This is a genomic window from Ruegeria sp. YTSA108, assembly GCF_059610185.1.
On the sequence record NZ_JBXWND010000017.1, the window covers coordinates 1 to 25,611 of the forward strand.

Here is a 25,611-nt window from a genome sequence, read left to right on the forward strand (position 1 = left end):
CCAATCTCCTGAATCGGCTTCTTCTTCGCCTCACGCGCAATTTCGATGTCAGATTTATAGCTCATTGGGTTTCGGTCCCTGATTGAATTCCGTGCAAACCCGACGCAGAACGCCGGCGCTGCTCACTCCATACCGTTGTGTACCAAATTGGTGGCTATGGATTCCGACATAATTGCGCCTTGAAACGTCGTAGCGTCACATCGGCGCCTTCCGATCGGAAATTGCGGTCCCTTATGGTGTCCAGGCTCTCTGATCGGGGACAAACAGTGTAAGCTCATCGGCTAGCTTCAGCTCTCCGGGTCTTTCGACCCAAGCCGTGACTCCCCGCCGTCCTTGCGCTGCAGGCTTGAAGGCCGCACCATACCCGGGCAAGTCAGCCTCGATCTCGCGCCCTGGCAGGATACAGGGCCGGTTTTCCATGTCGATCGTCAGCGTCAGGCCATTTTCCACCTGCAAACGAGACGAGGGCGGAATATGGGTGAAATCCGGAATGCCGCGCAAGACAATGCTGACACCCAGATGGGACGGGTCCAGCTTACCCAAGCCCATTTCCTGCGCGATGGCATCAAGTTCTTCTGCGGACAGGATCGATAACTGTCGCACATTGCGAATTTCGGTGCCCACCGGGTACAGGTTTTTGACCCGTACGCAAGAGGTACGATTCACGCCTTCGTGACGCGCGCCTTGATCACCCGAGAAACCCAAATCCAGACTGTCCACGGAATTGGCCCGGAGAGTTTTACCTGCTGGTACGTGGCCCAACCAAACAACTTCGCCCGTGAATTCGGTTTCGCGCAATACCGGCATATTTATCCCTTTTTCAGAACTGACATCTGATGCGGAATAAAGGGCAAACCTTCGCGATTGAAAAGAAAAAAGACCCGGGACAGGCCCGGGTCTTTGAAAGTTTAAGCCGTTGGTTCCGGCTCCATCCCGCCATCGGGCGGAGTTTTCTTAACCTTGGTTTTCGGAATGGCTGTCACGCTGGGGGCGCTGCCCTCATCAGGTTTGTCGCCCTCGTCATCGCTTTCGCTGGGCGGCTCGCCATTCATGACGCGTTTGATCTCGTCACCGGTCAGGGTTTCATATTCCAGCAGCCCCTGGGCCAGACGTTCCCATTGCTCGTTCTGTTCTGACAAGATCTGATGCGCACGCTCATATCCTTGCTGGATCAGGCGCTTGACCTCTTCCTCGATCAGTTCCTTGGTATGGGCCGAGACCGAGAACCCGGCAGTGTTGCCAGAATAGCCATCATGCGCTTCGGCATAGTCGATATTGCCGACCTTGTCCGACATGCCCCAGCGCATCACCATCGCCCGCGACAGTTGGCTGGCCTGCATGATATCGCCCGCCGGACCGTTCGAGACATGGTCCTCGCCATATTTGATCACCTCAGCCGCCTTACCGGCCATCGTCATGGCCAGCTTTTGCTCACACTCATCGCGGTGATAGTTCAGGCGGTCCATTTCTGGCAGTGACACCACCATGCCCAGCGCACCACCGCGCGGAATGATCGTTGCCTTATAGACCGGATCACACAATGGCAGCGTCATACCAACAACGGCATGCCCTGATTCGTGATAGGCAGTCTTTTCCTTCTGGTCCTGGGTCAGCACCATGGAGCGGCGCTCGGCACCCATCATCACCTTGTCCTTGGCATTCTCGAAATCTTCCATGGTAACAAAGCGGCGACCGACGCGGGCGGCCATCAGCGCGGCCTCATTCACGAGGTTGGCCAGATCAGCACCCGAGAAGCCCGGAGTCCCGCGCGCGATGATGCGCAGATCGACATCAGGTCCGAGGGGTGTCTTGCGTGCGTGAACGCCCAGGATCTTTTCGCGGCCTTTAATGTCGGGGTTGCCGACAGTCACGTTGCGGTCGAAACGGCCTGGACGCAGCAGCGCAGGGTCCAAAACGTCCTTACGGTTGGTGGCCGCCAGAATAATCACGCCCTCATTGGCCTCGAACCCGTCCATCTCGACGAGCAACTGGTTGAGCGTTTGTTCACGTTCGTCATTACCCCCGCCATAACCGGCACCACGATGGCGGCCAACGGCGTCAATCTCGTCAATAAAGACGATACAGGGAGCGTTTTTCTTGGCCTGTTCGAACATGTCGCGGACACGGGATGCACCGACACCGACGAACATCTCAACAAAGTCCGAACCCGAAATGGTGAAGAAGGGCACACCCGCCTCACCCGCAATGGCGCGGGCCAGCAGCGTTTTACCTGTCCCCGGAGGGCCCACCAACAAAGCGCCTTTTGGAATCTTGCCACCCAGACGACTGAATTTCTGCGGATTGCGCAGGAATTCTACGATCTCTTCCAGTTCTTCCTTGGCCTCGTCGATGCCAGCGACATCATCAAAAGTTACACGGCCATGCTTTTCGGTCAGCATCTTGGCCTTGGACTTGCCAAAGCCCATCGCGCCACCTTTGCCGCCACCCTGCATCCGGTTCATGAAGTAGACCCAGACACCGATCAGCAGCAGGAAAGGAAGAAGAGTGACCAGGAAAGACTGAATGCCCGATTGCTGTTGTTTCACAGCCTGAACCGGGATGCTTTCATCGATCAGCAGTTTGGTCACCTCGGCATCGCCGGGCTTGATCGTGACATAGCTTGCGCCGCTTTGCGTGGTATAGCGAATTTGCTCGCCATCCAATGTCACGTTTTTGACTTCGCCGCCTTCAACAGCGGTCACGAAATCAGAATAGGTTCTTTCATTGCTCTGAAGCGTTCCACCTGGTCCGCTGAACAGATTGAACAGTGCAAGGATCAGCAAAAACAGAACGACCCAAAAGGCGATGTTACGAGCGTTGCCCAAGAAAAATCTCCCAAAAGATTTCGGCAGATGGGGATCTGCCGGGTTGCTCTTTAAAATAGAGATGATTCAAGCAGGTTCAATGCGATAAAACCGAAGAGTGAAACTCGGGCTCTTCTGGCGTCAGTTCTGCAAGCCAACCATTTGAGAAACCCACCATAGGTGCAGATACCAAGACCTCTCCACTCCAGACGGACGGAGACGCCAGAAGCGCGGCGCGCGGTTTTCCAAGTGCACGCCAATCTGGCACGGCCTGCAAACCAGCCGCACCTAACGGGTGAACCTGCGCGTCGGGAATCGCCGGGCCAGACAGGATCCACCGTCCATCCCAAATCTGACCGGGTGCGCCGGTTTCGCTCTCAACGGCATTTAGCTCTCTGCAAATCCACATTTTATCGGCTTTTGGGATCAAGAGGCATCCACCTATCGTCGCCGCCTCACCCTGATCAATCGCGAGCAGCGCCCGGTCTGTTGCAGCCTGACGCGGTGGATATCCGCGGCCCGCAATCCAGCGGACACAACCTGTAAGAAGACGACGTCGAATTTCCGCAGGCAGAGTGGAAAATTGCGCGCGATCGACACAGATATCGCCGCCATCGACACTCAGGACCTGACGGGCGGAATCCTGCGTAATCTGCTCTAATGCTTCACGGGCTTGAGCAAGGTTTTCAGCAACGCGGGACAGAGAATGCGCCGAAATCCCAATTTCGGACAAGCCGGTCAACGCGTCGCGCGCCTTGATACGATCAAACCGCCGGTCGTGATTCGATGGATCCTCGATCCAATCTGCCCCAATCTTGGCAAGATAATCGCGCAGTTGTTGCCGGGTGATCCCCAACATCGGCCGCAGCAGCATGATCCCTTGATAGTTCCGCATTGCGGGCATGCCGGACAATCCCGTCACACCAGCAGCGCGCGCCAATCGCATCAGCATGGTTTCGGCTTGATCATCGGCGGTGTGTCCCAGGGCAATCGCGCCGATCTGCCTGTCACGCGCCCAGTCTGACAGCAACTGGTACCGGGCCTGCCGCGCCCTATCCTGCAGGTTACCTGTCTGGTCCCACCCCTGCCAGTGCAACGTCTCATGTGGAAGGCCCAGACCCTGGGCAAGCTGCGCCACCCAATCTGCCTCCGCCACCGCTTCGGGGCGCAGATTGTGGTTCACCGTGGCGACAAACAGCTCAACCTGTTCCTCTTGGGCGATGTGCTTCAACAAACTCAGCAAAGCAACCGAGTCACCGCCACCGGACACCGCAACGCCTAGACGGCGCGGAAGGTTTTCCGGCAATCGCGCCCGGAGTTCGGATTTCAGGAGTGTGCCTTGTGTGGTCAAGTACAACCCAGTGACGTCATTTCCTGCGTGGCGCTGGAGGCCAATGCCGAGGCCGGGAACCGGACGCTAACCTCGCTCAGTGTGATACACGCCTGTTCGGTCTGTCCCAGACGGCCCAGAGCAGCACCCAGTTCGAACAAAGCCTCAGGCGCATAGGCGCCTTCGGAATCACCCGTGAAGCTGGCCAGAAAAGCCCTTGCAGCTTCGCGGGTGTCGCCAATGCCTTCCAACGCCTGCCCGCGCTTTAGGTGTGCTTCGGGCGCAAGCGGGCTTCCGGGATATGATGTATCGAATACTGCGAACTGATCCGCAGCGGCCTGGAAGTTTCCATCGGCCAGCGCCTGAGCAGCAGCATTGAAATCCGCTTGCTCGCCTACTGCCAACTCACCCAGGTCGGAATCGGTTGGCGCTGTCGGAGCAGCAGGGGCTGCGGATGTGATGTCCGTTTCTCCGCCCAGAGTTGTTGTATCACCGAGCGTACTCAGGTCGCCGCCTTCCAGTTCGACCAACCGAAACTCAAGATCACCGATGCGGTTGGTGCCGTCGGTTACAATATTCTGTACACGCTGGTTCAACTGCTCGGTCTGGCGCGTCAGGCGCTGCAACTCGGCCTCTATGGCATCAACACGTTCAAGTATCGAACTGCCGGACAGGTTCGGGGCCGGAGAGCCGGTTGTTGAAAACTCGCGCTTGAGCCGCTGAATTTCCACATGCAGCACCGTCAGTTCCTGCCGGATATCCGCCAAGGTTTGCTGATCCTGTGCTTGTGCCAAACCGGCGGTCGCCAAAACTGCGGCCAGAACCCATCCTGCTAGTTTCATCGTCTTATCCCAAAGTTGATCCGGTCAGCACCGTCACCGCGCGACGGTTTTTCGAATAGCAGTCCTCGGTGCTGCAAATCTCGATCGGGCGTTCCTTGCCAAAGCTGACAGTTGTCAGCCGGTTGCCCGCTACTCCGCGGGAAATCAGGAACTCGCGGGCGGCATTTGCCCGGCGCGCACCCAGTGCGAGGTTATACTCACGCGTGCCCTGCTCATCCGCATGGCCTTCGATCGTTGCCACAAAGTCGGGGTTGGCCATCAGCCAGTCGGCCTGCCCCTGCAGCACTGACTGCGCCTGCGGAGTAAGCGTCGACTGATCGACTGAAAACAGAACCCGGTCACCAACAGTTTGCTGGAAATATGCAGGCGAGCGCGGATCACTTGGAGAGCCCGCGGCCAGCCCGCCATTTGCGCCATTGCCAAAGCCGCCGCCCAGCGCAGACGGATCGTTATTGGTGCAGGCTGCCAACGCGCCAAACACACCTAGTGCTAGGATTTTGCCCAATACGTTCATCTCAGGTGCCTCGTTGTTTTTTCTCTTTATTGCCGTCTCTGTAGCATAGTGCAGGTTCCTTGTGAACTTTTCCTGCCAGCAGCCGTGATCAATTCTGCAGTGGACCCCATGACGGATCGCTGCCCCCATCCGGGGTGCGGATCGGGCGCAGGTTGCGTCCCGAGATATCAACCGAATACAGCGTCGCCCGGCCACTTGCGCCCTGGGTTTCTCGGGTGAACATGATCACGCGACCATTAGGGGACCATGTCGGTCCTTCGTCCAGAAACGACGAGGTCAGCAAACGCTCTTCGCTGCCATCTGTTCGCATGACACCGATATGAAATCGGCCTTTGTTCTGCTTGGTAAACGCAATCAGATCGCCACGGGGGGACCAGACCGGCGTTCCATAACGGCCCTGACCAAAGCTGATCCGCGTCGCCTCGCCCCCGTTTGCGGGCATGATGTAAAGCTGTGGCGTGCCCGAACGGTCGCTTTCAAACACGATCTGGGAACCGTCCGGCGAATAGCTGGGGGCGGTTTCGATCGCGGGCGTATTGGTCAGCCGCACGCTTTGCCCGGAAGCCAGATCCATTTTCCACAGGTCCGTATTGCCGCCCTGAATAAGCGAATAGACGATCGACCGTCCATCCGGCGAAAACCGGGGCGAAAAGCTCATCGTGCCGCCCTGGGTGTTCAACTCAGTCCGCCTGACCCGCTCGATATCCAGAACATAGATGCGCGGCTGACCGGATTCGTAGCTGGTATAGAGCAGTTGATCACCGGCAGGTGAAAAGCGTGGTGCCAGAACAATGGCGGCGCTGTCGGTCAGGTACTGCACATTCGCACCATCATAATCCATGATCGCCAGCCGTTTCAGGCGCTGGTTTTTGGGGCCGCTTTCCGAGACAAAGGCAACGCGACTGTCGAAATAGGCGCCCTCGCCCGTTACACGGCTATAGACTTGATCCGCCACTTTATGGGCCATGCGCCGCCACCCTTCAGTCGTCCCGGCAAACTGCAGACCGTTGCCCAGCTCCTGCCCAGAAAACACATCCCAGACCCTGAACCGCACCGTCAGGCGATTGCCCGACACATTCACAGCACCTGTCACCAAAGCCTCGGCATTGATGGCTTTCCAATCCGCGAACCGAACGGGATCTTCAAAGCTGGCCACTTGGCTGATGAAAGCATCAGACAGAATTTCGCGGAACAGCCCTGTTCCGGTTAGATCGGCGGCCACAACCCGCGAGATATCCTGGGCATATTGCGCAGCTGCTGTGCTGTCCGGCACAAAATTCGGAACCGAAAAGGGCAAGGGTTCGATAATCCCCTGATCCAATTCCAAGCGAAGCGGTCCACTTTGGGCGTGAACAGGTGCCGACACCAGTGTCAGGCCAAGCAACAGGCTGGTCAGAAGTCTCATCATTTGATCCGCATCCTCTCGGGATTGAATGTAATCTCAATATCCTGCCAATGCTCGTATTTATCGGTTGGCAGGTCATATCCTTTGGCTCCACAGCGCAAAATGGCACGTCGAGCAGCCTCATAGGCTTGTCTGGCTGCGCCGTCAGAACCGCCTGAGCTGTCGATCATGCGCAAGCTGCCGCCAACCACCTTGCCATCAGGGGTCAACGAAAATCCGACAACAACAACTGTCTGCAGAGCATCCGTGGACAAGGACCCGACGTTCCAGCATTGGGAAACAGCCAATCGCATCGCGTCCTTTTCGCCGCTGGTCAAGGGCGGACCAGAGGGTTCACTCCCTTGTCCCAACGCCTCGGCCAGCGCATCGTTGATGGCTGTTTCCGTCTGCGCGGGCTCTGTGGGTTCGGGCTCGGGCGTCTCCGCCACTTCGGGCTCGACCGGCGGTGTCGGGCGGTTGGGACGGGTCCGCGGGCGCGGCGATGTTCGGGGAGCGTTTTCCTTGGGCTCTTCCGCTTCGGTCACAATCTCGTCAGCCTTTTCCTCGGGGGCGGTCTGATCCTGCTGTTCCTGCTGGGTCTCGGCTCTCTCGTCCAAAGATACGGCCGGGGTTTCGATTTCATCAGGCGCGGCCTCGGGCGGAGGCGGCGCAACCGGCACCGGCGCAACATTCTCGGCCGGGCTGGGCTGTGCTTCTGGCCCAGAAGGCACCGTAACGTCGACGATCTCGGGGTCAGGCGTGTCCAACACCGGTGGCTGTTCAATCACCACCGGTTCTGGCGGCGGCTCAACCGGTTCAGGCTCAGGATCCGGGTCCGGGTCGGGTTCAGCAGGTTCCGCCTCTTGCAACGAAGGCTGCTCCTCCACTACCGGTTCCGGCGCTGGCTCCTCTTCTGTTGGGGCTTCGGGCGGCTGTAGCGCTGTTGGCGTTGGCACTTCGGGCGCATCCCGCTGAGCGGTCATTGCCGCAAATTGCTCAGCCGAAATGACCGACACGTCCTGCACGGCCATAGGCAACGGTTCGGACCGGAAGGTACCGCCAAAAAATGCCCAACAAATCAGACTGACATGGGCAATCGCCGAGATCTTGGTGCCGGTATCCACCGTGCGGCCTCACTCTCCACCGTCGTCCAGTGTCGGGCCGCCCGTATCGGTCACCAGCCCCACATTGGAGAACCCACCCGCATTAAGCGCGCCCATTACCTGCATCACCTGCGCATAAGGGATCGCACCATCCGCGCGCAAAAACACTCGGTCGCTACTGCGTTCTGCTGCGATGGCGCGTAGTTTGCCAATCAGCTCTTCGCGCAGAATATCCGTGGTTTGGATTTGCACCCTGCCATCCGCGGTCAGCGTGACGGTCAAAGGTTCCTCGTTATCGCCGGGCAGCGCACTGGCCGCCGTTTTGGGCAGATCAACAGGCACACCAACAGTCAGCAAGGGCGCGGCCACCATGAAGATGATCAGCAGCACCAGCATAACGTCCACAAAGGGTGTGACGTTGATCTCAGCCATCGGCTGCGCGCGACCGCGACGCCGACCCCGCCGGCGTCCATTCCCGCCCGAGGATTGCTGAACCGCAGCCCCCATCTCAGCTGTCCAGCTGGCGCGACAGAATGGTGGCGAACTCATCGGCAAAGGCTTCATAGCCTCCAACGATCCGATCACTATCTGCGCTGAGTTTGTTATAGAAAATCACCGCCGGAATCGCGGCCAACAGGCCCAGGCCGGTGGCCAGCAACGCCTCGGCAATACCGGGCGCGACAACAGCCAGGTTGGTGTTCTGCTGCTCGGCAATCTCGATGAACGCATTCATGATACCCCAAACCGTTCCGAACAGACCAATGAAGGGTGCAGTTGAGCCGACCGTGGCCAGAATGGGCAAGCCCTTTTGCAGCGCCTCGGCCTCTTTCGCGATGGCCACATCCATCGACCGATCAATGCGTGCGGTGGCACCAGCTATCAGACCGCCATCAGTGCGGTGCGAGCGGCGCCATTCGATCATGCCCGAGGCAAATATCTTCTCCGAACTGCCATCGGGTTGGGTACCGATCTGCTCGAACAGTTCATCCAGGGGGTTCCCGGACCAGAAAGCCTCATCAAAAACCTGAGCTTCACGCCTTGCAGCACGGTAATTGATCAGTTTCTGGATGATGATCCCCCAGGACCAGACTGATGCGCCAATCAGCATCAGCATTACCAGTTTAACGATAAAAGTCGCGCGGGCAAAAAGCCCCCACATGGAGAAATCGATCTCCTGCGCCAGCGCCAGCGTTTCAGCTTCCATGAACCTGCTCTTTGTTTTGCCTGACAGCCTTACGGCCTTGTTTTGTCAAACGCTAACGCAGATGGGGGCGAATTGCCAACAGAACCACCCGGGCCCTGCAAATTGTTACAACAATGCGCGAATCTCTGCCGGAAGGCGTACGGGCTTGCCCTGCGCATTCATACAGACGGCGGTAACGATGGCGCGAAAAATCTCCTCTTCGCCCCGTTTGACCACTTGCGCCATGATCAGACGGACACCGGACAGAGACTTGATTTCGGTCTCGATCTCCAGATCGTCGTCAAATTTGGCCGGGGCCAGGTATTCCGCCTCGATCCGGCGCACGACCCAAACGATACCTGCGTCACGCATGGCATTCTGGTCATTGCCCAGGCGCCGCACATAGTCCGACCGGGCGCGTTCGATGTATTTCAAATAGTTAGCGTGATAGACCACGCCGCCCATATCGGTGTCTTCGTAATAAACTTTAACGGAATAGACGTGCTTCATTGCGGTTGATCCAATCTGGCAAACAATCTCAGCGCATGAGAGGCATCCTGCGCCGCGCCCGGCAGGACAGGATCGTATGCCGCCCGGATCAACCCGGCAATGTCTGGTCGCAATATCGTCGCGTCACCCGCCACTGCCAAGGGCGACTGGTTGCGAAAAGCGGTATCGGACCAGAGCAGCACCGTTTGCACCACCTGGCTGAGCGCAAGCGTTTCAGCGGGGACTTGCGACAATTCATTGTCCATCCGCAAAAACACAAAGGCCGCACGAATGGCGCCGTCTTCTTCAAAACGGAATATCCGGTACTGGTTGGCATCGGCCGCGATCAACCGATCAACCAACGGCCCCAGATCAGGGACCAAACGGTCCAGATCGGGCACTTCTGTCAGTTCTTTCCAGTCGCGGAAGAAAAAGACCATGCAGTTGGCGCCAAGCTCGGGGTCGGTTTCTGCCATCTGATGCCCTGCCAGTGTTACCACTGCCTCGAACGCGCCTTTGACCGTGGCCAAACTTTCATCTTCGACCCCAAAGACGATCGGCACGATGGGGCGGCCCCAGCGCGCAAACAGGAACTCTCCGCTTTCGCGGGTGAACAGGGCTTGAATGTCGTCGGGTGTCACGCGCAATCCTCGGCAATCGGACAATGTTTGGCGAAACCCTTAAAAGCTCGCAGGCTCGGCTTCAACCAAACAGATCGTTTTGCCCCTTGGGTGCGGCCATGCCCAGATGCGTCCACGCCTTCTGCGCCAGCATCCGGCCACGCGGTGTGCGTTGGATCAGGCCTTGCTGCAAGAGGAAGGGTTCGATCACCTCCTCCAGCGAGTCCCGGCTTTCCGACAGAGCTGCCGACAAGGTTTCGATACCTACCGGCCCGCCCGCGTAATTCTCGGCGATCAGCTTCAGATACCGGCGGTCCGCGCCGTCCAGCCCCAGATGATCGACCCCCAGCCGCGTCAACGCCCCATCAGCCAAATCGCGGGTGATCCGTCCATCGCCTTCGACGATTGCGAAATCCACCACCCGCCGCAGCAGGCGCCCGGCGATCCGAGGCGTTCCGCGTGACCGGCGCGCGATCTCTCGGGCGCCGCTGTCATCAGCCGGTGCCCCAAGCTTGCGCGCGTTGCGGGTGACAATCTCGTGCAATTCATCAACGGTATAGAACTGCAGGCGTGTCGGGATGCCAAAGCGGTCGCGCAGCGGCGTGGTCAGCAGCCCCATCCGGGTGGTGGCCCCGACCAGAGTAAACGGCTGCAACTCGATCCTCACCGTGCGCGCGGCCGGGCCTTCACCAATCACCAGATCCAGCTCGAAATCCTCCATCGCCGGGTACAGGACCTCTTCGACCGCTGGATTCAATCGATGGATTTCGTCAATGAACAGCACATCGCGCGCTTCCAGATTGGTCAGGATCGCCGCCAGATCGCCCGCCTTTGCCAGAACCGGGCCAGATGTCATCCGAAAATTCACGCCCAACTCACGCGCGATGATCTGCGCCAGCGTGGTCTTGCCCAGACCGGGAGGGCCATGGAACAGCGTATGATCCATTGCCTCACCCCTTTGGCGAGCGGATTGGATAAAGATACGCAGATTGGCGCGCGCCTCGGCTTGACCGATGAATTCGTCCAGTCCCTGCGGGCGCAAGGCGCGGTCATTGTCTTCCGGCAACGGCTCGGGGCGCAGGGTGGGATCGGCATCTACCATTCAATCACCCTTTCGGAGCCAATAGTTTCAACGCAGCGCGGATCAGGTCCGCCTCACCCGCTTCGGGCAAGCTTGCCGCGGCTTCGGCCACGGCTGACGCGGCCTCGGACGGGCCGTAGCCCAGATTGGAGAGTGCCGACAATGCCCCGGCAGATGCTGCTGCATTACCTGATGCGCTTATGGTGGGCCGCTTTGGCACAGGTGTCGGTTCAGTCAGTTCCACCACATCCAGCGCGGGGCCATCCATTGCCTCGGTCACCGTGCCGCCCATGGCCATAACGCCGGGCGCCTTGTCTTTGAGGTCCAGCACGATCCGCTGCGCGGTTTTTGGGCCCACGCCCTTGGCTGCCTTGACCGCCCCCCAATCGCCCAGAGCAATCGCCCGGCTAACACCATCGGGGCCCAAGGCGCTGAGGATTGCTAGCGAAACCTTGGCCCCGACCCCTTGCACCGAGCACAGCAGGCGATGCCACTCCTTCTCGACCAGCGAAAGGAACCCGTAAAGCTGCATCAAATCCTCGCGCACCACCATGTCGGTGTAGATCGAGATCGCCTCACCCACGCCCGGCAGCGCAGCCATCGTACGGTCCGAGCAATAGACCAGATAGCCGACCCCACGCACGTCGATCAGCACGTGATCCGCCGCGCGGTAATCCAACCGGCCTGTCAGCTTGCCAATCATGCCCGCACCTGTTTCATCCGCGACCGTGGCGTTGCCCCATAAAAGGAATGACAGATCGCTATCGCCAGCGCATCCGCGGCATCCGCGCCCTTGGGCTGACAGCCCGGCAGTTGCAACTTGACCATATGAAGAACCTGTTCCTTTTCGGCATGGCCCACGCCCACAACCGTTTTCTTGACTCGATTGGGCGCATATTCCCCCACCGGCAACCCGGCCTGCGCCAGCGTCAACAGTGCCACACCTCGTGCCTGACCCAGCTTAAGCGTACCGGCTCCGTCCTTGTTCACAAAGGTCTGTTCGATGGCGGCCTGATCGGGCTGATGCTCGGCAATCACTTCGACGATCTGATTATGGAGCGATAGCAACCGCTCTCCCAGATCATCCCCGTCCGATTTACATAACCCATTGGCAACATGACTGAGACGGCTGCCATGTGATTCGATGACGCCCCATCCCAGGGTCCGTAGCCCCGGATCAATGCCCAGAATTCGCATATATAGCCTCGGCCTGCTCGGGTTTGTGTGTTCTTTTTTACCGACTAGCACGAAACAAGAACATTTTCCAAGCGAATTGACTGATGGTCAGATTGCGACACGGTCGTCCTGTCTCCGACAGAATGAGCTGATTGCGACTGAAAAATGTCGGGTTCCGACCAGCTTGATGAAGGCAAAATTGCCAATAAATTAAGGCGTTTCCATGTTTTTCGAGCATTGCAAAAAACGCATAGGACACATGCAATTTCTATGCTTGTGCAGTCAGAAAACCATCCCTAAATGCCCGTCAGATCGCAAGATCAGAGTTTAACACAAACCGGAAGGAAACAGGATATGGCTGCACTGGACACAACCCGCACCACCACTGGCTCATTTGGCCTCGTCGGCCGTATCGGCGCGACTTTCGCAATGGTCGTAAACGCCGTTGTCGAATGGAATGATGCCCGCGTTACACGCAACGCGCTGAGCGGTCTGTCGGACCGCGAGCTGGAAGATATCGGCCTGTGCCGTGGCGACATTGAAATCGTCGTGGAAGGCCGCCGCTAAGGCAAAGCAAACTTACCGTTGATTTTCCCCTTCTCCCTCGGGGCAAAGAAGAACGCCGCGTATCCCCGGATACGCGGCGTTTCTATTCAAAACGGAAGAAACTTAGCGGAGAACTTTGCTGAGTTGAGACGAGAGGGCCTGTGATACCGGGTCGATCTGCATGATCCATGCCCCCGCCTTCTCCACTTCGGTCCCTTGCGCAAGGCTATCGACACGATACTGGTAGGCCGACGACCCCAAGCTGGTCAGCAAAAGCGTTTTGAAGGCGAACAGCCCAGCCAAGCAGATCAGCAGAGCCTTTGCAGGCACCGCGGACTGAACCCGCTGTGGTTTCATAACAACCAGGCCATCTTTGCGCATAGTCGCACGATAACCACGGGTCATCTTCGAATGTTTCTTGTTCAGCCGATGAACGCGCTGATCAAATTCAATTTGTTTTCCAGTCATGGCAGCCTCCAAATCAACCGCCCCCCAATTCCACGTCATTGACGGTAAAAACAGATTGCGACAAAAAAGAGGCGAAACCCCACAAAACTCCTGCAAATGGCCCGATTTTAGCCCTGTTTGGTTAAGACTAGCGACGTCCATTCACCAATTTGGTCATTTCTAGAGGCATTGAAGCCATTTTGGAGATAAACGGAAACAACGTCCTCGGCTTGCTCGTTAAGGATTCCCGATAGAATCGCCTTACCCCCGACTCGCAGATTCGCTGAAATTTCGGGCGCCAGGGCCACCAATGGGCCCTTGAGGATGTTGGCGAATATCAGGTCATAGGGCGCAAGAGATTTCAGCTCCGGATGATCAAACCCCGCAGCCTCGACACATTGAACCTTCCCTGACATGCCGTTTGCCTTCAGGTTGGCTTCAGCAACTTCGACGGCGACCTCATCAATGTCGCTGGCGATAATGTCGCCATCCCAAACGCGGGCTGCAGCCATCGCAAGAACGGCGGTGCCGCAGCCGATATCTGCAACTTTTGTCGCGGTAAAACCCTGATCGAGCAGAAAATCCAGAGCCTTGAGACACCCAAGGGTGGTGCCGTGATGCCCGGTACCGAAAGCCATTGCAGCCTCAATCAACAAAGGGATACGGCCTTCGGGCAGCTTGTCGGCATCGTGACAGCCATAGACGAAAAAGCGGCCAGCCTCGACAGGCGCCAATTCACGGCGGACATGGGCGACCCAGTCGGTTTCGGGCAGTTCCGAGATTACAAAGGGTTTGGATCCGAACGCAGCCGACAGAACCGCCAGTGCCGTTTCATCCGGCGCTTCGGTGAAGTAACCGCCAATCTCCCACAGGCCCGAGCCATCTTCGACTTCGAATACGCCCACGCCCGTGGGTTCGGGATCAAGACGCTCCATGGCTTCGCCCAGACCATCGGCGGACTTTTTGCCGGTCAGGGTGGTAAGCGCGGTGAATGTGGGCATGGGAGCCTCCTGTGTCAGCTGACACAGCGCCTAGGGTGCGGGCCCGCGAAGGTCAAGCATTGGCAGCTATTCCGCCGGAGCGGGCGCGTATTTCGACAGTATCGTCTCATTCCCAAGTTCTGGGTGGCGCGGGATCAGCAGCGACAGCGATAACGAAATCAACGCCATCGCTGCAGCCACCGCAAAGACCGCTCCGGGCGAGTACACCCAGAGCAGGCCCAGAAGCGCTGGTAGGAATACCGCGGCGATATGGTTGATCGTAAAGGCAACCGCTGCGGTTGGCGCAATATCTGCCGGATCGGCAATTTTCTGGAAATAGGTTTTAAGCGCCAGAGCCAGCGCGAAAAGCACATGGTCAATCACATAGAGAGTAGCCGCCAGAACAACGCCCCAACCGAACCAATAAATACCGCCATAGGCTGCAAATACAACTGCCAGGCCTGCATATTCGAAAATCAAAGTGCGACGTTCACCGAATACGGACACAGCTTTGCCTAGCATCGGCGCAACCGAAATGTTGATAACCAGGTTGATCAAGAAAAGACCGGTGAGTTCGTGGACCTCAAACCCGAATTTCTCGACCATCATGAAACCGGCGAAAACGACAAAGATCTGACGACGCGCGCCCGCCATGAACTGAAGCGCATAGTACAGCCAGTATCGGCGGCGCAGCACAATTTTTTTGGTTTGCGGAGTCGGCGCGTCGAACTGCGGATAGGCGACCAGACAGAACAACGCCAGCAAAGCCGTCAGCCCACCCGCAGCCATGAATACAGTGTTATAGGACAGATCGAACCGATCCCACGTCAGGACAATCAGCCCATAGATAACCAATGTCGAAGCTGATCCCATGGCGACCATCCAGCCCAGAAATTGTGGCGCTCGGTCCTTGGGCAACCATTGCAGCTGAAGGGATTGGTTCACGGTTTCATAATAGTGGAACCCGATCGAGCTCAGCAGTGTGACGAACAACAAGCCGCCAAGGCTTGGGAACCACGCTGTCACCGCAGTCGCAACACCCAGCATGATCAGCGAGATCATCGCCAGCACCTGCTCCCGAACAAACAAGATCACGGCAATTACGCCTACAGCCAGAAAGCCTGGGATCTCGCGCACGGTATGCAGCAGGCCGATGTCGGCACCGTCGAAATTCGCCACTTCAATAACGAAATTGTTCAACAACGCGCTCCATGCGTTGAAAGCAATGGGCATGGTCAGTGCCATCACGAATAAAAGCGTGATGGGACGGCGCCAGAACGGAAGGCTTTGCGCCTCGGAAAGTGGCATGGGTTTCAGCATGAGAGTCCCTCTACGCCCATTTTCTGGTTTTGGCGAGTGGGAAGAAGGGCATGCACATTGGCTCTGCATGAATGCAGAGGTCAGTAGAAATTTTGCGGGTCAATATCAACGGTCAGCCTGATGTCACCCTTCAGCCGCAGCGGTGCTATCCAACGGGCGATGGCATCCTGAATTGGCGCCCGTTTGGGGGCTTTGACCAGCAGCCGCACCCTGTGTCGCCCGCGGATACGCGCAATGGGCGCAGGCGCTGGACCAAAGACCTGCGCACCGATCTGCCGCAACGGGGCGTCGTTGCGGGCCATAGCGTTGCCGATGTCAAAAACGGGACCGACCTCGGGGCCAGACAGAACGATACCGGCCATGCGTCCATAGGGGGGAACTCCGGTTGCCAACCGCCCGGCCGCTTCGGCTTTCCAGAACCCCTCTTCATCGCCCGACAGGATGGCGCGAATGACGGGATGTTCCGGCTGGAACGTCTGCAACAGCGCCTGTCCGGGCTTATCCGCGCGCCCGGCGCGGCCAGCCACCTGCCGCATCAGCTGGAATGTGCGCTCGGCCGCACGCAAATCCGCCCCATGCAGGCTGAGATCGGCGTCAATGACACCCACCAGTGTCAGTTTCGGAAAATTGTGCCCCTTGGCCACCAGCTGCGTACCAATGACGATATCGGCGTCACCGGCAGCAATCTCTTCGATCTTTGCTTTCAATGCGCGCGCCGATCCAAACAGATCGGATGACAGCATGGCAATATTTGCCTCGGGAAATGTTGCCTCAGCCTCTTCAGCCAGCCGTTCGATCCCTGGCCCGACCGGGGCCAGCTTGCCCTCGACCTGACAGGAGGGGCAGACCTCGGGCATGGGTTTGGTCTCACCGCATTGATGGCACATCAGACGCTTGAGAAACCGGTGTTCAACCATGCGCGCATCGCAGTGATCACAGGCAATCTGCTCGCCACAAGCCCGGCACAGGGTGACCGGCGCATATCCCCGGCGGTTAATAAACAGAAGGGATTGTTCACCCCGCTCGATCCGCTGATGGACGGCCTGCCGCAGCGATGGAGAAATCCACGTCCCCGGCTGCATCTTCTCGGCCCGCATGTCGATGGGCTTCATCTCGGGCAACACCGCATCGCCAAAGCGCGAAGTCAAATCGAGCCGCTCATACTTGCCTGCCTCGGCATTGGCCCAGCTTTCCAGTGACGGCGTCGCACTTGCCAGAATAACGCGCGCGCCGCATATGGCGGACCGCAGCACAGCCATGTCACGGGCGCTGTAATGCACGCCGTCTTCCTGTTTGTACGAGGTGTCATGTTCTTCATCGACCACGACCAACCCAAGATTGCGAAACGGCAGAAACAGGGCCGAGCGCGCGCCGACAACCAGCTGTGCATCGCCCTGCCCCACCATGCGCCAGACTCGGCGGCGTTCGGTCATCGTCGCGCCCGAATGCCACTCTGCCGGGCGCGCGCCGAATCGTGCCTCAACGCGCGTCAGGAATTCGGCGGTCAGGGCAATCTCGGGCAGCAGAACCAGCGCCTGCCGCCCCTGGCGCAACGCTTCGGCGACGGCCTCAAGATAAACCTCGGTCTTGCCCGACCCGGTGACGCCTTTCAGCAAGGTCGTGCCATAATCACCCGTTCGCAGGCCAGATTGCAGGGTTTCCACTGCAGAGGCCTGATCATCGGTCAACGCCTTGCCCGGCAGATCCGGATCCAGATGTGGATAGGGCAGATCGCGCGGGCTGTCTTCTTCGCGAACCGCACCGAGTTTGACCAACCCCTTCACGACTGAAGAGGTCACACCCGCCTGTTCGGCCAGTTCCTTCAGCGTAAAGGCCAACCCGCCGTAGTCGCGCAGCACCTCCAACACACGGGTCCGCGCGTCGGTCACCCTGTCAGGGTCCCTGTCGCCAAGCCGATAGACCTTGCGCATCGAAGGCGGATCGCCCAATCCGGGCGCGCGCGTGGCCAATCGCAACATCGCAGGCATCGGGGTCAGCGTGTAATCGGCGACGCGCCCCAGAAACAGGCGCATCTCTTCGCGCATCGGCGCGACTTCAAGCACCCGGATCACCGAGCGGGCCTTGGCAAGGTCAAAGCCACCCTGCCCCGACCCCCAGACCACGCCCAAGACCTTGCGCGGGCCCAGCGGCACCTCGACAAAAGCGCCCAGAAAGCACCCGCCCTCGGGCGCCTTATAGTCAAGCGTCCGGTCCAGCGGTTGGGCGGTCAGCACCGCCACCAGCTCACCTTGGTCGAAAAACTCCTGAGTGCTCAATGCATATCCTTGGCAAGGGGTTCCAGCATGGGTCTCTTTGAGGTAAAGCCATCCGCGACCAAGGCCAACCCATCAAAGGACTGCCCGCATGAAATTCTTCGTAGACACAGCCGAGATCGACGCAATCGCCGAACTGAACGATCTGGGCATGGTGGACGGTGTGACCACCAACCCTTCGCTGATCCTGAAATCGGGCCGCGATATTCTGGAAGTGACCAAGGAAATCTGCGATCTGGTCGACGGACCGGTCTCGGCCGAGGTCGTGGCAACCGAAGCCGACGACATGATCGCCGAAGGTCGCAAGCTGGCCAAGATCGCCCCGAATATCGCTGTCAAAGTCCCGCTGACATGGGCGGGCCTGAAAACCTGCAAAACGCTTAGTGACGAAGGCCAGATGGTCAATGTGACCCTCTGTTTCTCGACCAATCAGGCGATTCTGGCCGCCAAAGCCGGCGCAACTTTCATCTCGCCCTTCATCGGACGTCTGGATGACATCAACCTAGATGGCATGGACCTGATCGCTGATATCCGTCAGGTCTATGACAATTATGGGTATGAGACCGAAATCCTCGCCGCGTCGATCCGCACCGTGAACCACGTGACCGACAGCGCCCGCATCGGTGCCGACGTGATCACCGCGCCACCCGCCGTGATCAAGAAGCTGGCCGATCATCCGCTGACCGATAAAGGCCTTGAAACCTTCCTGTCCGATTGGGCGAAAACGGGTCAGAAAATCCTCTGATTCTGCGCGAACCCGCGCGGCGCCCCTGGCGCCGCGCTCGGCCCAGCTGCTTTGAATCTGATCTCGGATCAGATCTTTGCAGACCGGAGTTTTCCCGACCACATTCCCCGCGAAATTCAAATTGACGCTCATTTTTCCCGAGGCAGATCCGGCAAGCCGTGCTATAAGGCCGAAAAATAAAAAAGACCGGACAGGACATGAGCAGCAACACCATACTCAAGGACACCTTGCGCGAGGCGATTCTGGCCGAACCAGATGCCATTCTGGATGACAAGGACCTGATGCAGGCCCTCGTCACCGCAAATGAGCAGGCGCGCGGGAATAACGTCATCGACCTGCGCGGCATAGCCATGCAACGGCTCGAGGCCCGGCTGGACCGGCTGGAGGATACGCACCGCTCGGTCATTGCGGCAGCCTATGAAAATCTGGCAGGCACAAATCAGGTTCATCGGGCCATTCTTCGGCTACTTGAACCGGTCGGATTTGAGGAATTCCTGCAAATACTTGGTGCAGATGTGGCTGACATACTGCGTGTCGAACGCATTACGCTGGTTCTTGAAACGACGGCAGTCCAGAAAGACCCGGCTATCTCAAGACTGGCAGGCGTGCTGGCCATCGTCGAACCCGGTTTCGTCGACAACTATCTGACCTTTGACCACAGCGGCCCTGCACGCGAGGTCGTCTTGCGTGAAATCATCCACCCCGCGCACAGGATATTCGGCAGTGATGCGGATCACCTGCGCTCTGAAGCTTGTCTGAGGCTGGATTTGGGCGAAGGCCGCCTGCCTGGCATGATCATCATGAGCGCAAAAGACCCCAGGCACTTTACGCCAAAGCTGGGTACGGATCTTCTGACTTTCTTTGCTGGTGTCTTCGAACGGTCGATGCGCCATTGGCTGTCGTGAGCCTTATTTCTCCGGCTTGTCGTGACGCACTGCAAAACTGGCTTGATGGCCTGGGGGCCTTGTCAGGCCGGTCCGAAAACACGCTTACCGCCTATCGGGGGGATGTGTCCGAATTTCTGTCCTTCATGACACTGCACCATAGCGAGAGCCAGGGGATGGCGGCGATTGCACGGATTACAATCTCGGACATGCGGGCATGGATGGCCGATCAGCGCGCATCCGGCGTTGGCTCGCGCTCGCTTGCGCGCAAACTTTCCGCCGTAAAAACCTTCTACCGTTGGCTTTCGGAGCGTGAAGGGTTTGAGCCGACCGCAGTTCTGTCGACCCGCGCCCCCAAATTTACCCAAAAACTCCCTCGTCCCATGGCCGAGGATGCCGCACGTGCGATGATTGAAACGGTCGAGATGCAATCAGCCAGCGACTGGGTTTCTGCCCGCGACGTTGCGGTCGTTACTCTTTTATATGGCTGCGGTTTGCGTATTTCCGAGGCTCTCTCACTGACCGGAGCGGATACCCCTTTGCCCAACTCGCTGCGGATCACCGGCAAGGGCAACAAAGAAAGGGTCGTCCCGGTCCTGCCGGTCGCGCAAACAGCTGTAGATCAATATGTAAAGCTGTGCCCCCACCCCCAATCCAGGGAGAAGGCACTGTTTCGCGGGGTTCGCGGAGGCCCCCTGAACCCCCGAGCCATTCAGGGGGTGATGGCCAAAGCGCGCCAGCAGCTTGGGCTGCCTTCCACTGTAACACCCCATGCCATGCGCCACAGTTTCGCGACCCACCTGCTGTCTGCGGGCGGTGATCTACGCACCATTCAAGAATTGCTGGGCCACGCATCGTTGTCCACCACCCAGGCATATACTGCGGTCGACACGGCGCGCCTGATGGAAGTTTACAACCGCACCCACCCAAAAGCCTGAGCAAACGCTATCCATATTGACCGGGCTTTTGGTTTGCATCTGGCCCGTGCATCATTCAAGAGACACCATGACACACAGATTCAAAGCTCTTTCCGTACATCTATTCACCGCGACCGGCGCTGTATTTGCAATGCTCGCCATGCTGGCCGCCGTCGAAGAGAAATGGAGCCTGATGTATCTGTGGCTGGTCGTCTCGTTCATTGTGGACGGTATCGACGGCCCCTTGGCGCGGCACTATCACGTCAAAAAGAACGCCCCGGAATTTGACGGCGTGCTTCTGGATCTGATCATTGATTACCTGACCTATGTGTTCATCCCGGCCTTTGCCCTGTTCAAATCGGGCTTGATGGACGGCTGGACCGGCTGGTTCGCCATCATTGTCATCACCTTTGCCAGCGCTATGTATTTTGCCGACACTAGGATGAAGACGAAGGACAATTCCTTTTCCGGCTTTCCGGGCTGCTGGAACATGTTCGTCATTGTGATCTTCGCGCTCGAGCCCAATTTCTGGGTTATCCTGCTGCTGGTGACGCTGCTTTCGCTGGCGATGTTCCTGCCATTGAAGTTCATCCACCCGGTGCGCACGGAACGTTGGCGCAATGTGTCATTGCCGATGGCATTTGCCTGGACCTTCTTCGCCGGATGGGCTGCCTGGGTCGATTTCCACCCCGAAAGCTGGGCCCATTGGGGTCTGGTGATCACCAGCTTGTATCTGGTGTTCGCAGGAATTGCCCAGCAGGTGATCCCGCCACGCAAAGCATAAGGTCACAGGACCTCCTGCACCTCGAACTCGGTTCCGTTATGAGCGAACACATCACCCTGTTGCAGGCCGGCCATCGCCAGGTAAATCGGGCTTTGGGTTGAGATGCCCATATAGGTTTTGCCGTCCACTTCGAACCGCGTGGTCGAGACGCAGACCACAAAGCGCCGGTTGTTGAACTTGACCACCGCACCCGGTTGCACCCTGTCGGTCAGATCAAAATCCGTATTCTCGATTACATCGATCTTGGCATGATGCGCATGCACCGGCGCATCGAAGGCTGCTGCCAGATCGGCATTCTCGCGCGAGGCTGCGATGTCATCCTTGTCATGCCCTTCCCGGTCATCAAGCTGCGAATCTTTCAGGAAAGCGTCGTAATGCGCCTGTGCGGTCGCAAGCTCTTGCTCCTCAAGCGACATAAGGCGGTCGATGATGGCCTTTTTACGAACTGCCAAGTCTGGTTGATCGGTCATACCATGCGATCCTTTGAAATCTCTATTTGAAACAAATTGGGCATCAACCAGCGGGATTGCAACAGAATTCCGCTTTCTAGATCAGCAGACCGGCGGCGCGTTCATGGCGCAACAGCGCGACTTTGGTTTCAATCCCGCCATCACCTGAAAACCCGCCCAGCCCGTTTGCGGCCAGCACCCGGTGGCAGGGGATAATCACCGGAATGGGATTGGCGCCACAGGCCTGCCCCACAGGTTGCGGGGGCTGACCGAGTTCCTTCGCGAGATCACCATAAGTTCTGGTTTCGCCCAGCGGAATGGCAAACATCAGGTCGCAAACCTGACGCAGGAATTCCGACCCCTCGATACGGTAAGGCAGATCGAACCTGTCCAAACGCCCCTGATCATAGGCGCGCAGCTGCGCGGCGGCCTCCTGCAACAGGGGCGTGACTTCGCCCTGATTGCCGCCATTCCAGATCAGACGCGTCACCGCGCCATCTGTTTCTTCAACACCCAAAGTCCCGAAACGGGTCTCAACCGCAATCATTCCCATGCGAACAGGCTGACAGAAACCGCGCGCATCACAACCCGAATTCTGCGGATCCGGATCTTCATCTGGCCAAAAATACCTCGGAGCGCGAGGCAGAGCCTCGCAAAAGACTCCGCCTCTGCCGCAGAACGTCGACTAGTTCAGCGCGTCGTTACAGCGCCCGCACACGCCGTCATGTGCATGGCGCCCCACATCAGGCAGGATTTTCCAGCAGCGCTGACATTTCTCGCCCTCAGCCTTTTCGAACACCACGGCCACGCCCTCGATTTCCGGCAGGCGGAACGCCTCGGCCGGGGCCGGATCTCCGGTGACGGTCAAACCGGACGTGATGCACATGTCATCGACGTCAAACGTTGCCAGAAGATTGCGGGTTTCACCATCTTCGACATGCACGATCGGTGCGGCCTCAAGGCTGGAACCGATGACCTTATCCTGTCTCTGAACTTCGAGCGTGGCAGTCACAGCGCGGCGGACCCGGCGGATCTTGGCCATGCCAGCCTCAAGCTCGGTATTGCGCCAGTCAGCAGGCGTCTCCGGGAAGTCCACCAGATGGACCGAGCTGTCGTCACCCGGGAACCGCTCCAGCCAGACCTCTTCCATAGTGAAGACCAGAACTGGGGCCAGCCATGTGGTCAGACGGTGGAACAGTATATCCAGCACGGTGCGCGCGGCACGACGGCGCAGATTGTCGCCGTCGCAATACAGCGCATCCTTGCGGACGTCGAAATAGAAGGACGACAGATCAACAGTTGCAAAGGTGAACACCGCACTTAACACGCCCTGGAAGTCGAAAGACGCATATCCTTTTCGCACCTGTTCATCCAAATCGGCCAGACGGCTGAGCACCCAGCGTTCCAGGCGCGGCATATCCGCAGGGTCCACCCGGTCGGCCTCAGAAAAATCAGCCAGCGAGCCCAGCATGAACCGCATGGTGTTGCGCAACCGACGATAGCTGTCGGCGGTGCCCTTCAGGATTTCAGGTCCGATCCGCTGGTCAGCGGTGTAATCGGTCTGAGCCACCCACAGGCGCAGGATATCGGCACCGTATTGCTTGATGACCTCTTCGGGCACGATGGTGTTTCCCAGCGATTTGGACATCTTGTTGCCCTTGGCATCGAGCGTAAAGCCATGGGTCACCACGTTGCGATAGGGCGCGCGGCCCTTGGTGCCGCAGGCCTGCAGCATGGACGAATGGAACCACCCACGATGCTGGTCGGTGCCTTCCATATATACATCGGCGATGCCGTCCTCGGTGCCGTCCTCACGGTCGCGCAGCACAAAGGCATGGGTCGAGCCCGAATCGAACCAAACATCCAGAACGTCGAACACCTGATCCCAGTCATCCGGGTTATAGTCATTGCCCAGGAAGCGCTCTTTCGCGCCGTCAAGATACCAGCAATCGGCCCCGTCCTGTTCAAACGCTTCTTTGACGCGCGCATTCACGCCAGGGTCGCGCAGCAGAAAATCGGGATCGGTCGGCAAAGCGCCCTTCTTGGTAAAGCAGGTCAACGGTACGCCCCAGGCGCGCTGGCGCGACAGAACCCAGTCTGGCCGGGCCTCGATCATGGAATACAGGCGGTTGCGGCCGGTCTGCGGGGTCCATTTCACCAACTCGTCGATCGAACGCAGGGCGCGTTCGCGGATGCTATCGCCCATTTCGCCCATGCCGTCGTCCAGTTTGCGGTCGACCGAGGCAAACCATTGCGGCGTGTTGCGATAGATGATCGGAGCCTTCGAGCGCCAGGAATGCGGATAACTGTGCTTGATCTTTCCGCGCGCCAGCAACCCGCCAACCTCAACCAGCTTATCGATCACGGACTTGTTGGCATCACCCTCACCGCCCTTGCGGGACAGGATGTATTTGCCGCCAAAGAACGGCAGATCAGCGCGGAACGAACCATCGTCCATCACGTTATAGGTGATGACCTGCTCCAGCATGCCAAGATCACGGTAGAGCTCAAATTCCTCCATCCCGTGCGACGGCGCGCAGTGAACAAACCCCGTTCCTTCTGTGTCGGTCACGAACTCAGCCGCGCGGAAGTCGCGGATGTCATCCCATTCGCCATTACCGCCCTCGGCCCCGGCCAGCGGGTGGGCCAGTTGGACAGATGACAGCTCATCTGCTGTGACATCACGGACGCGGGTCCACTGGTCGTCGTTCAAGCGGGCGCGGCCCAGCACGTCAGCGGCCAGATTGTCCGCCAGCAGGAACTTGTCGCCAACAGCAGCCCAGCATTCCTCTGGCGCATCAGTGACTTCGTACAGCCCGTAGGAGATGTCCTTGCCATAGACCACAGCCTTGTTCGAGGGCATGGTCCAAGGTGTCGTCGTCCAGATCACAACAAACGCGTCATCCAGATTGCCCGCATTCACAACCTTGAACTTCACCCAGATGGTGAAGCTTTCCTTGTCGTGATACTCGACCTCGGCTTCGGCCAGCGCGGTTTTTTCAACCGGCGACCACATGACTGGCTTGGACCCCTGATAGAGCGTTCCGTTCATCAGGAACTTCATGAACTCATCCGCGATCACAGCCTCGGCGTGATAGTCCATGGTGATGTAGGGATCGGCCCAGTTGCCGGTGATGCCCAGACGCTTGAACTCTTCACGCTGGATGTCGATCCAGCCCTCGGCGAACTTGCGGCATTCCTGACGGAAGTCGACAACGTTCACCTCGTCCTTGTTCTTGCCCTTCTTGCGATACTGTTCCTCGATCTTCCATTCGATCGGCAGACCGTGACAATCCCATCCTGGCACATAGCGCGCGTCGTGGCCCATCATCTGATGGCTGCGCACGATCATGTCTTTGATCGTCTTGTTCAGCGCGTGACCGATATGAAGGTGACCGTTCGCATACGGAGGGCCATCGTGCAGGGTAAAGGGCGTGCGGCCCTGTTTTTCACGCAGGCGGTCATAGACACCGATCTCTTCCCAGCGTTCCAGCCATGCGGGTTCGCGCTTGGGCAGGCCTGCGCGCATGGGGAAATCGGTTTTCGGCAGGTTCAGCGTGTCTTTGTAATCAGGTGTTTGGGTCGTGTCGGCGCACATTGGGGGCGTCCTTTGAATGATCTGGTCGTATTGGGATCGAAGCGGTCGGTGCGAGTTCTCAAACACCTTTGCCCGGCGTCTCAGTGGTCAGAGCGCCGGGGAAATAATTCGAATAATGATGGCCAGACGGGCATACATGGCC

General features: G+C 58.4%; 26 protein-coding genes. 5 read left to right on the top strand and 21 right to left on the bottom strand.

Annotation, left to right across the window (positions count from 1 at the left end; genetic code table 11):
- Nucleotides 1-231: 231 nt before the first annotated feature.
- The 14 genes from AC2FHW_RS17990 to ruvC form a co-directional block, all read right to left on the bottom strand.
- Nucleotides 232-807: an MOSC domain-containing protein gene (locus AC2FHW_RS17990; RefSeq protein WP_496701055.1), complete on the bottom strand. Its 576-nt coding sequence runs from the start codon at nt 805-807 to the stop codon at nt 232-234.
- 101 nt (nt 808-908) lie between these two features.
- Nucleotides 909-2,825, bottom strand: a complete 1,917-nt coding sequence (gene ftsH, locus AC2FHW_RS17995) for an ATP-dependent zinc metalloprotease FtsH (protein WP_142640196.1) — start codon at nt 2,823-2,825, stop codon at nt 909-911.
- Nucleotides 2,826-2,901: 76 nt separating this feature from the next.
- Complete coding sequence (gene tilS / locus AC2FHW_RS18000) at nt 2,902-4,155, bottom strand: tRNA lysidine(34) synthetase TilS (protein WP_496694666.1); 1,254 nt, start codon at nt 4,153-4,155, stop codon at nt 2,902-2,904.
- Entirely contained in the window at nt 4,152-4,976 is an 825-nt protein-coding gene (ybgF, locus tag AC2FHW_RS18005; protein ID WP_281973806.1) for a tol-pal system protein YbgF, read from the bottom strand. Before ybgF ends, tilS begins: the two co-directional genes overlap by 4 nt.
- Before the next feature lie 4 nt (nt 4,977-4,980).
- Nucleotides 4,981-5,490: a peptidoglycan-associated lipoprotein Pal gene (pal, locus tag AC2FHW_RS18010; protein WP_281973807.1), complete on the bottom strand. Its 510-nt coding sequence runs from the start codon at nt 5,488-5,490 to the stop codon at nt 4,981-4,983.
- An 88-nt stretch (nt 5,491-5,578) separates the two neighbouring features.
- On the bottom strand, nt 5,579-6,898 hold the full coding sequence (tolB, locus tag AC2FHW_RS18015) for a Tol-Pal system beta propeller repeat protein TolB (RefSeq protein ID WP_496822388.1): 1,320 nt from the start codon (nt 6,896-6,898) through the stop codon (nt 5,579-5,581).
- Complete coding sequence (gene tolA, locus AC2FHW_RS18020) at nt 6,895-7,998, bottom strand: cell envelope integrity protein TolA (RefSeq protein ID WP_142640187.1); 1,104 nt, start codon at nt 7,996-7,998, stop codon at nt 6,895-6,897. Before tolA ends, tolB begins: the two co-directional genes overlap by 4 nt.
- A gap of 9 nt (nt 7,999-8,007) precedes the next feature.
- Nucleotides 8,008-8,484, bottom strand: coding sequence for a protein TolR (gene tolR, locus AC2FHW_RS18025; RefSeq protein WP_142640204.1), 477 nt, complete (start codon nt 8,482-8,484; stop codon nt 8,008-8,010).
- A 1-nt stretch (nt 8,485) separates the two neighbouring features.
- Nucleotides 8,486-9,181: a protein TolQ gene (gene tolQ, locus AC2FHW_RS18030; RefSeq protein WP_142640185.1), complete on the bottom strand. Its 696-nt coding sequence runs from the start codon at nt 9,179-9,181 to the stop codon at nt 8,486-8,488.
- A gap of 105 nt (nt 9,182-9,286) precedes the next feature.
- Entirely contained in the window at nt 9,287-9,670 is a 384-nt protein-coding gene (gene ybgC / locus AC2FHW_RS18035; protein ID WP_142640183.1) for a tol-pal system-associated acyl-CoA thioesterase, read from the bottom strand.
- Nucleotides 9,667-10,290 (bottom strand): hypothetical protein, encoded by a 624-nt coding sequence (locus AC2FHW_RS18040; RefSeq protein WP_142640181.1) that lies wholly within the window; start codon nt 10,288-10,290, stop codon nt 9,667-9,669. Before AC2FHW_RS18040 ends, ybgC begins: the two co-directional genes overlap by 4 nt.
- A 61-nt stretch (nt 10,291-10,351) precedes the next feature.
- Nucleotides 10,352-11,371 carry a Holliday junction branch migration DNA helicase RuvB gene (gene ruvB, locus AC2FHW_RS18045; RefSeq protein WP_142640179.1) on the bottom strand — a complete coding sequence of 340 codons (1,020 nt, stop codon included), beginning with the start codon at nt 11,369-11,371 and terminating at the stop codon, nt 10,352-10,354.
- 4 nt (nt 11,372-11,375) lie between these two features.
- Nucleotides 11,376-12,053: a Holliday junction branch migration protein RuvA gene (gene ruvA / locus AC2FHW_RS18050; protein ID WP_271952277.1), complete on the bottom strand. Its 678-nt coding sequence runs from the start codon at nt 12,051-12,053 to the stop codon at nt 11,376-11,378.
- Nucleotides 12,050-12,547 carry a crossover junction endodeoxyribonuclease RuvC gene (ruvC, locus tag AC2FHW_RS18055; protein WP_496822390.1) on the bottom strand — a complete coding sequence of 166 codons (498 nt, stop codon included), beginning with the start codon at nt 12,545-12,547 and terminating at the stop codon, nt 12,050-12,052. Before ruvC ends, ruvA begins: the two co-directional genes overlap by 4 nt.
- Nucleotides 12,548-12,880: 333 nt before the next feature.
- Here ruvC and AC2FHW_RS18060 point away from each other — a divergent pair, with 333 nt between their 5' ends.
- The gene (locus tag AC2FHW_RS18060) at nt 12,881-13,093 is read left to right on the top strand and encodes a DUF1127 domain-containing protein (RefSeq protein ID WP_142640173.1); all 213 of its coding nucleotides are present in this window, start codon (nt 12,881-12,883) and stop codon (nt 13,091-13,093) included.
- Between the two features lie 102 nt (nt 13,094-13,195).
- Here AC2FHW_RS18060 and AC2FHW_RS18065 read toward each other — a convergent pair whose 3' ends face one another.
- The 4 genes from AC2FHW_RS18065 to AC2FHW_RS18080 all read right to left on the bottom strand — a co-directional run bounded on the left by AC2FHW_RS18065 (nt 13,196) and on the right by AC2FHW_RS18080 (nt 18,095).
- Complete coding sequence (locus AC2FHW_RS18065; protein WP_142640171.1) at nt 13,196-13,540, bottom strand: hypothetical protein; 345 nt, start codon at nt 13,538-13,540, stop codon at nt 13,196-13,198.
- A gap of 107 nt (nt 13,541-13,647) precedes the next feature.
- The gene (locus tag AC2FHW_RS18070; RefSeq protein WP_281973811.1) at nt 13,648-14,520 is read right to left on the bottom strand and encodes a 50S ribosomal protein L11 methyltransferase; all 873 of its coding nucleotides are present in this window, start codon (nt 14,518-14,520) and stop codon (nt 13,648-13,650) included.
- A gap of 66 nt (nt 14,521-14,586) precedes the next feature.
- Nucleotides 14,587-15,819 (bottom strand): MFS transporter, encoded by a 1,233-nt coding sequence (locus tag AC2FHW_RS18075; RefSeq protein WP_271952281.1) that lies wholly within the window; start codon nt 15,817-15,819, stop codon nt 14,587-14,589.
- An 80-nt stretch (nt 15,820-15,899) separates the two neighbouring features.
- On the bottom strand, nt 15,900-18,095 hold the full coding sequence (locus AC2FHW_RS18080) for a primosomal protein N' (protein ID WP_496822392.1): 2,196 nt from the start codon (nt 18,093-18,095) through the stop codon (nt 15,900-15,902).
- An 88-nt stretch (nt 18,096-18,183) separates the two neighbouring features.
- Between AC2FHW_RS18080 and fsa the strand changes: the two genes are divergently transcribed.
- From fsa to AC2FHW_RS18100, 4 genes are all read left to right on the top strand, one after another.
- Complete coding sequence (gene fsa / locus AC2FHW_RS18085; protein ID WP_142640163.1) at nt 18,184-18,837, top strand: fructose-6-phosphate aldolase; 654 nt, start codon at nt 18,184-18,186, stop codon at nt 18,835-18,837.
- 197 nt (nt 18,838-19,034) lie between these two features.
- Nucleotides 19,035-19,742 (top strand): DUF484 family protein, encoded by a 708-nt coding sequence (locus tag AC2FHW_RS18090; protein ID WP_142640161.1) that lies wholly within the window; start codon nt 19,035-19,037, stop codon nt 19,740-19,742.
- A complete protein-coding gene (locus AC2FHW_RS18095; RefSeq protein ID WP_142640159.1) occupies nt 19,739-20,659 on the top strand; it encodes a tyrosine recombinase XerC in 921 nt (306 codons plus the stop codon). The genes AC2FHW_RS18090 and AC2FHW_RS18095 overlap by 4 nt, the downstream gene beginning before the upstream one ends.
- A 67-nt stretch (nt 20,660-20,726) precedes the next feature.
- Entirely contained in the window at nt 20,727-21,422 is a 696-nt protein-coding gene (locus tag AC2FHW_RS18100; protein WP_271952286.1) for a CDP-alcohol phosphatidyltransferase family protein, read from the top strand.
- A 2-nt stretch (nt 21,423-21,424) separates the two neighbouring features.
- Here the strand turns inward: AC2FHW_RS18100 and AC2FHW_RS18105 are convergent, their stop codons facing one another.
- The 3 genes from AC2FHW_RS18105 to ileS form a co-directional block, all read right to left on the bottom strand.
- Nucleotides 21,425-21,892: a hypothetical protein gene (locus AC2FHW_RS18105; RefSeq protein WP_271952288.1), complete on the bottom strand. Its 468-nt coding sequence runs from the start codon at nt 21,890-21,892 to the stop codon at nt 21,425-21,427.
- A gap of 76 nt (nt 21,893-21,968) precedes the next feature.
- Nucleotides 21,969-22,424 carry a methylated-DNA--[protein]-cysteine S-methyltransferase gene (locus AC2FHW_RS18110; RefSeq protein ID WP_281973816.1) on the bottom strand — a complete coding sequence of 152 codons (456 nt, stop codon included), beginning with the start codon at nt 22,422-22,424 and terminating at the stop codon, nt 21,969-21,971.
- A 132-nt stretch (nt 22,425-22,556) separates the two neighbouring features.
- A complete protein-coding gene (gene ileS, locus AC2FHW_RS18115) occupies nt 22,557-25,469 on the bottom strand; it encodes an isoleucine--tRNA ligase (protein ID WP_496729659.1) in 2,913 nt (970 codons plus the stop codon).
- Between the last annotated feature and the right edge of the window lie 142 nt (nt 25,470-25,611).

Excerpts from the sequence above, each read along its gene's own strand:
- AC2FHW_RS17990 (WP_496701055.1), bottom strand. The coding sequence starts at position 807 with ATGCCGGTATTGCGCGAAACCGAATTCACGGGCGAAGTTGTTTGGTTG.
- ybgF (WP_281973806.1), bottom strand. The coding sequence starts at position 4,976 with ATGAAACTAGCAGGATGGGTTCTGGCCGCAGTTTTGGCGACCGCCGGT.
- pal (WP_281973807.1), bottom strand. The coding sequence starts at position 5,490 with ATGAACGTATTGGGCAAAATCCTAGCACTAGGTGTGTTTGGCGCGTTG.
- tolB (WP_496822388.1), bottom strand. The coding sequence starts at position 6,898 with ATGATGAGACTTCTGACCAGCCTGTTGCTTGGCCTGACACTGGTGTCG.
- tolR (WP_142640204.1), bottom strand. The coding sequence starts at position 8,484 with ATGGGGGCTGCGGTTCAGCAATCCTCGGGCGGGAATGGACGCCGGCGG.
- tolQ (WP_142640185.1), bottom strand. The coding sequence starts at position 9,181 with ATGGAAGCTGAAACGCTGGCGCTGGCGCAGGAGATCGATTTCTCCATG.
- ybgC (WP_142640183.1), bottom strand. The coding sequence starts at position 9,670 with ATGAAGCACGTCTATTCCGTTAAAGTTTATTACGAAGACACCGATATG.
- ruvB (WP_142640179.1), bottom strand. The coding sequence starts at position 11,371 with ATGGTAGATGCCGATCCCACCCTGCGCCCCGAGCCGTTGCCGGAAGAC.
- ruvA (WP_271952277.1), bottom strand. The coding sequence starts at position 12,053 with ATGATTGGCAAGCTGACAGGCCGGTTGGATTACCGCGCGGCGGATCAC.
- ruvC (WP_496822390.1), bottom strand. The coding sequence starts at position 12,547 with ATGCGAATTCTGGGCATTGATCCGGGGCTACGGACCCTGGGATGGGGC.
- AC2FHW_RS18060 (WP_142640173.1), top strand. The coding sequence starts at position 12,881 with ATGGCTGCACTGGACACAACCCGCACCACCACTGGCTCATTTGGCCTC.
- AC2FHW_RS18065 (WP_142640171.1), bottom strand. The coding sequence starts at position 13,540 with ATGACTGGAAAACAAATTGAATTTGATCAGCGCGTTCATCGGCTGAAC.
- AC2FHW_RS18070 (WP_281973811.1), bottom strand. The coding sequence starts at position 14,520 with ATGCCCACATTCACCGCGCTTACCACCCTGACCGGCAAAAAGTCCGCC.
- AC2FHW_RS18075 (WP_271952281.1), bottom strand. The coding sequence starts at position 15,819 with ATGCTGAAACCCATGCCACTTTCCGAGGCGCAAAGCCTTCCGTTCTGG.
- fsa (WP_142640163.1), top strand. The coding sequence starts at position 18,184 with ATGAAATTCTTCGTAGACACAGCCGAGATCGACGCAATCGCCGAACTG.
- AC2FHW_RS18090 (WP_142640161.1), top strand. The coding sequence starts at position 19,035 with ATGAGCAGCAACACCATACTCAAGGACACCTTGCGCGAGGCGATTCTG.
- AC2FHW_RS18100 (WP_271952286.1), top strand. The coding sequence starts at position 20,727 with ATGACACACAGATTCAAAGCTCTTTCCGTACATCTATTCACCGCGACC.
- AC2FHW_RS18105 (WP_271952288.1), bottom strand. The coding sequence starts at position 21,892 with ATGACCGATCAACCAGACTTGGCAGTTCGTAAAAAGGCCATCATCGAC.
- AC2FHW_RS18110 (WP_281973816.1), bottom strand. The coding sequence starts at position 22,424 with ATGGGAATGATTGCGGTTGAGACCCGTTTCGGGACTTTGGGTGTTGAA.
- ileS (WP_496729659.1), bottom strand. The coding sequence starts at position 25,469 with ATGTGCGCCGACACGACCCAAACACCTGATTACAAAGACACGCTGAAC.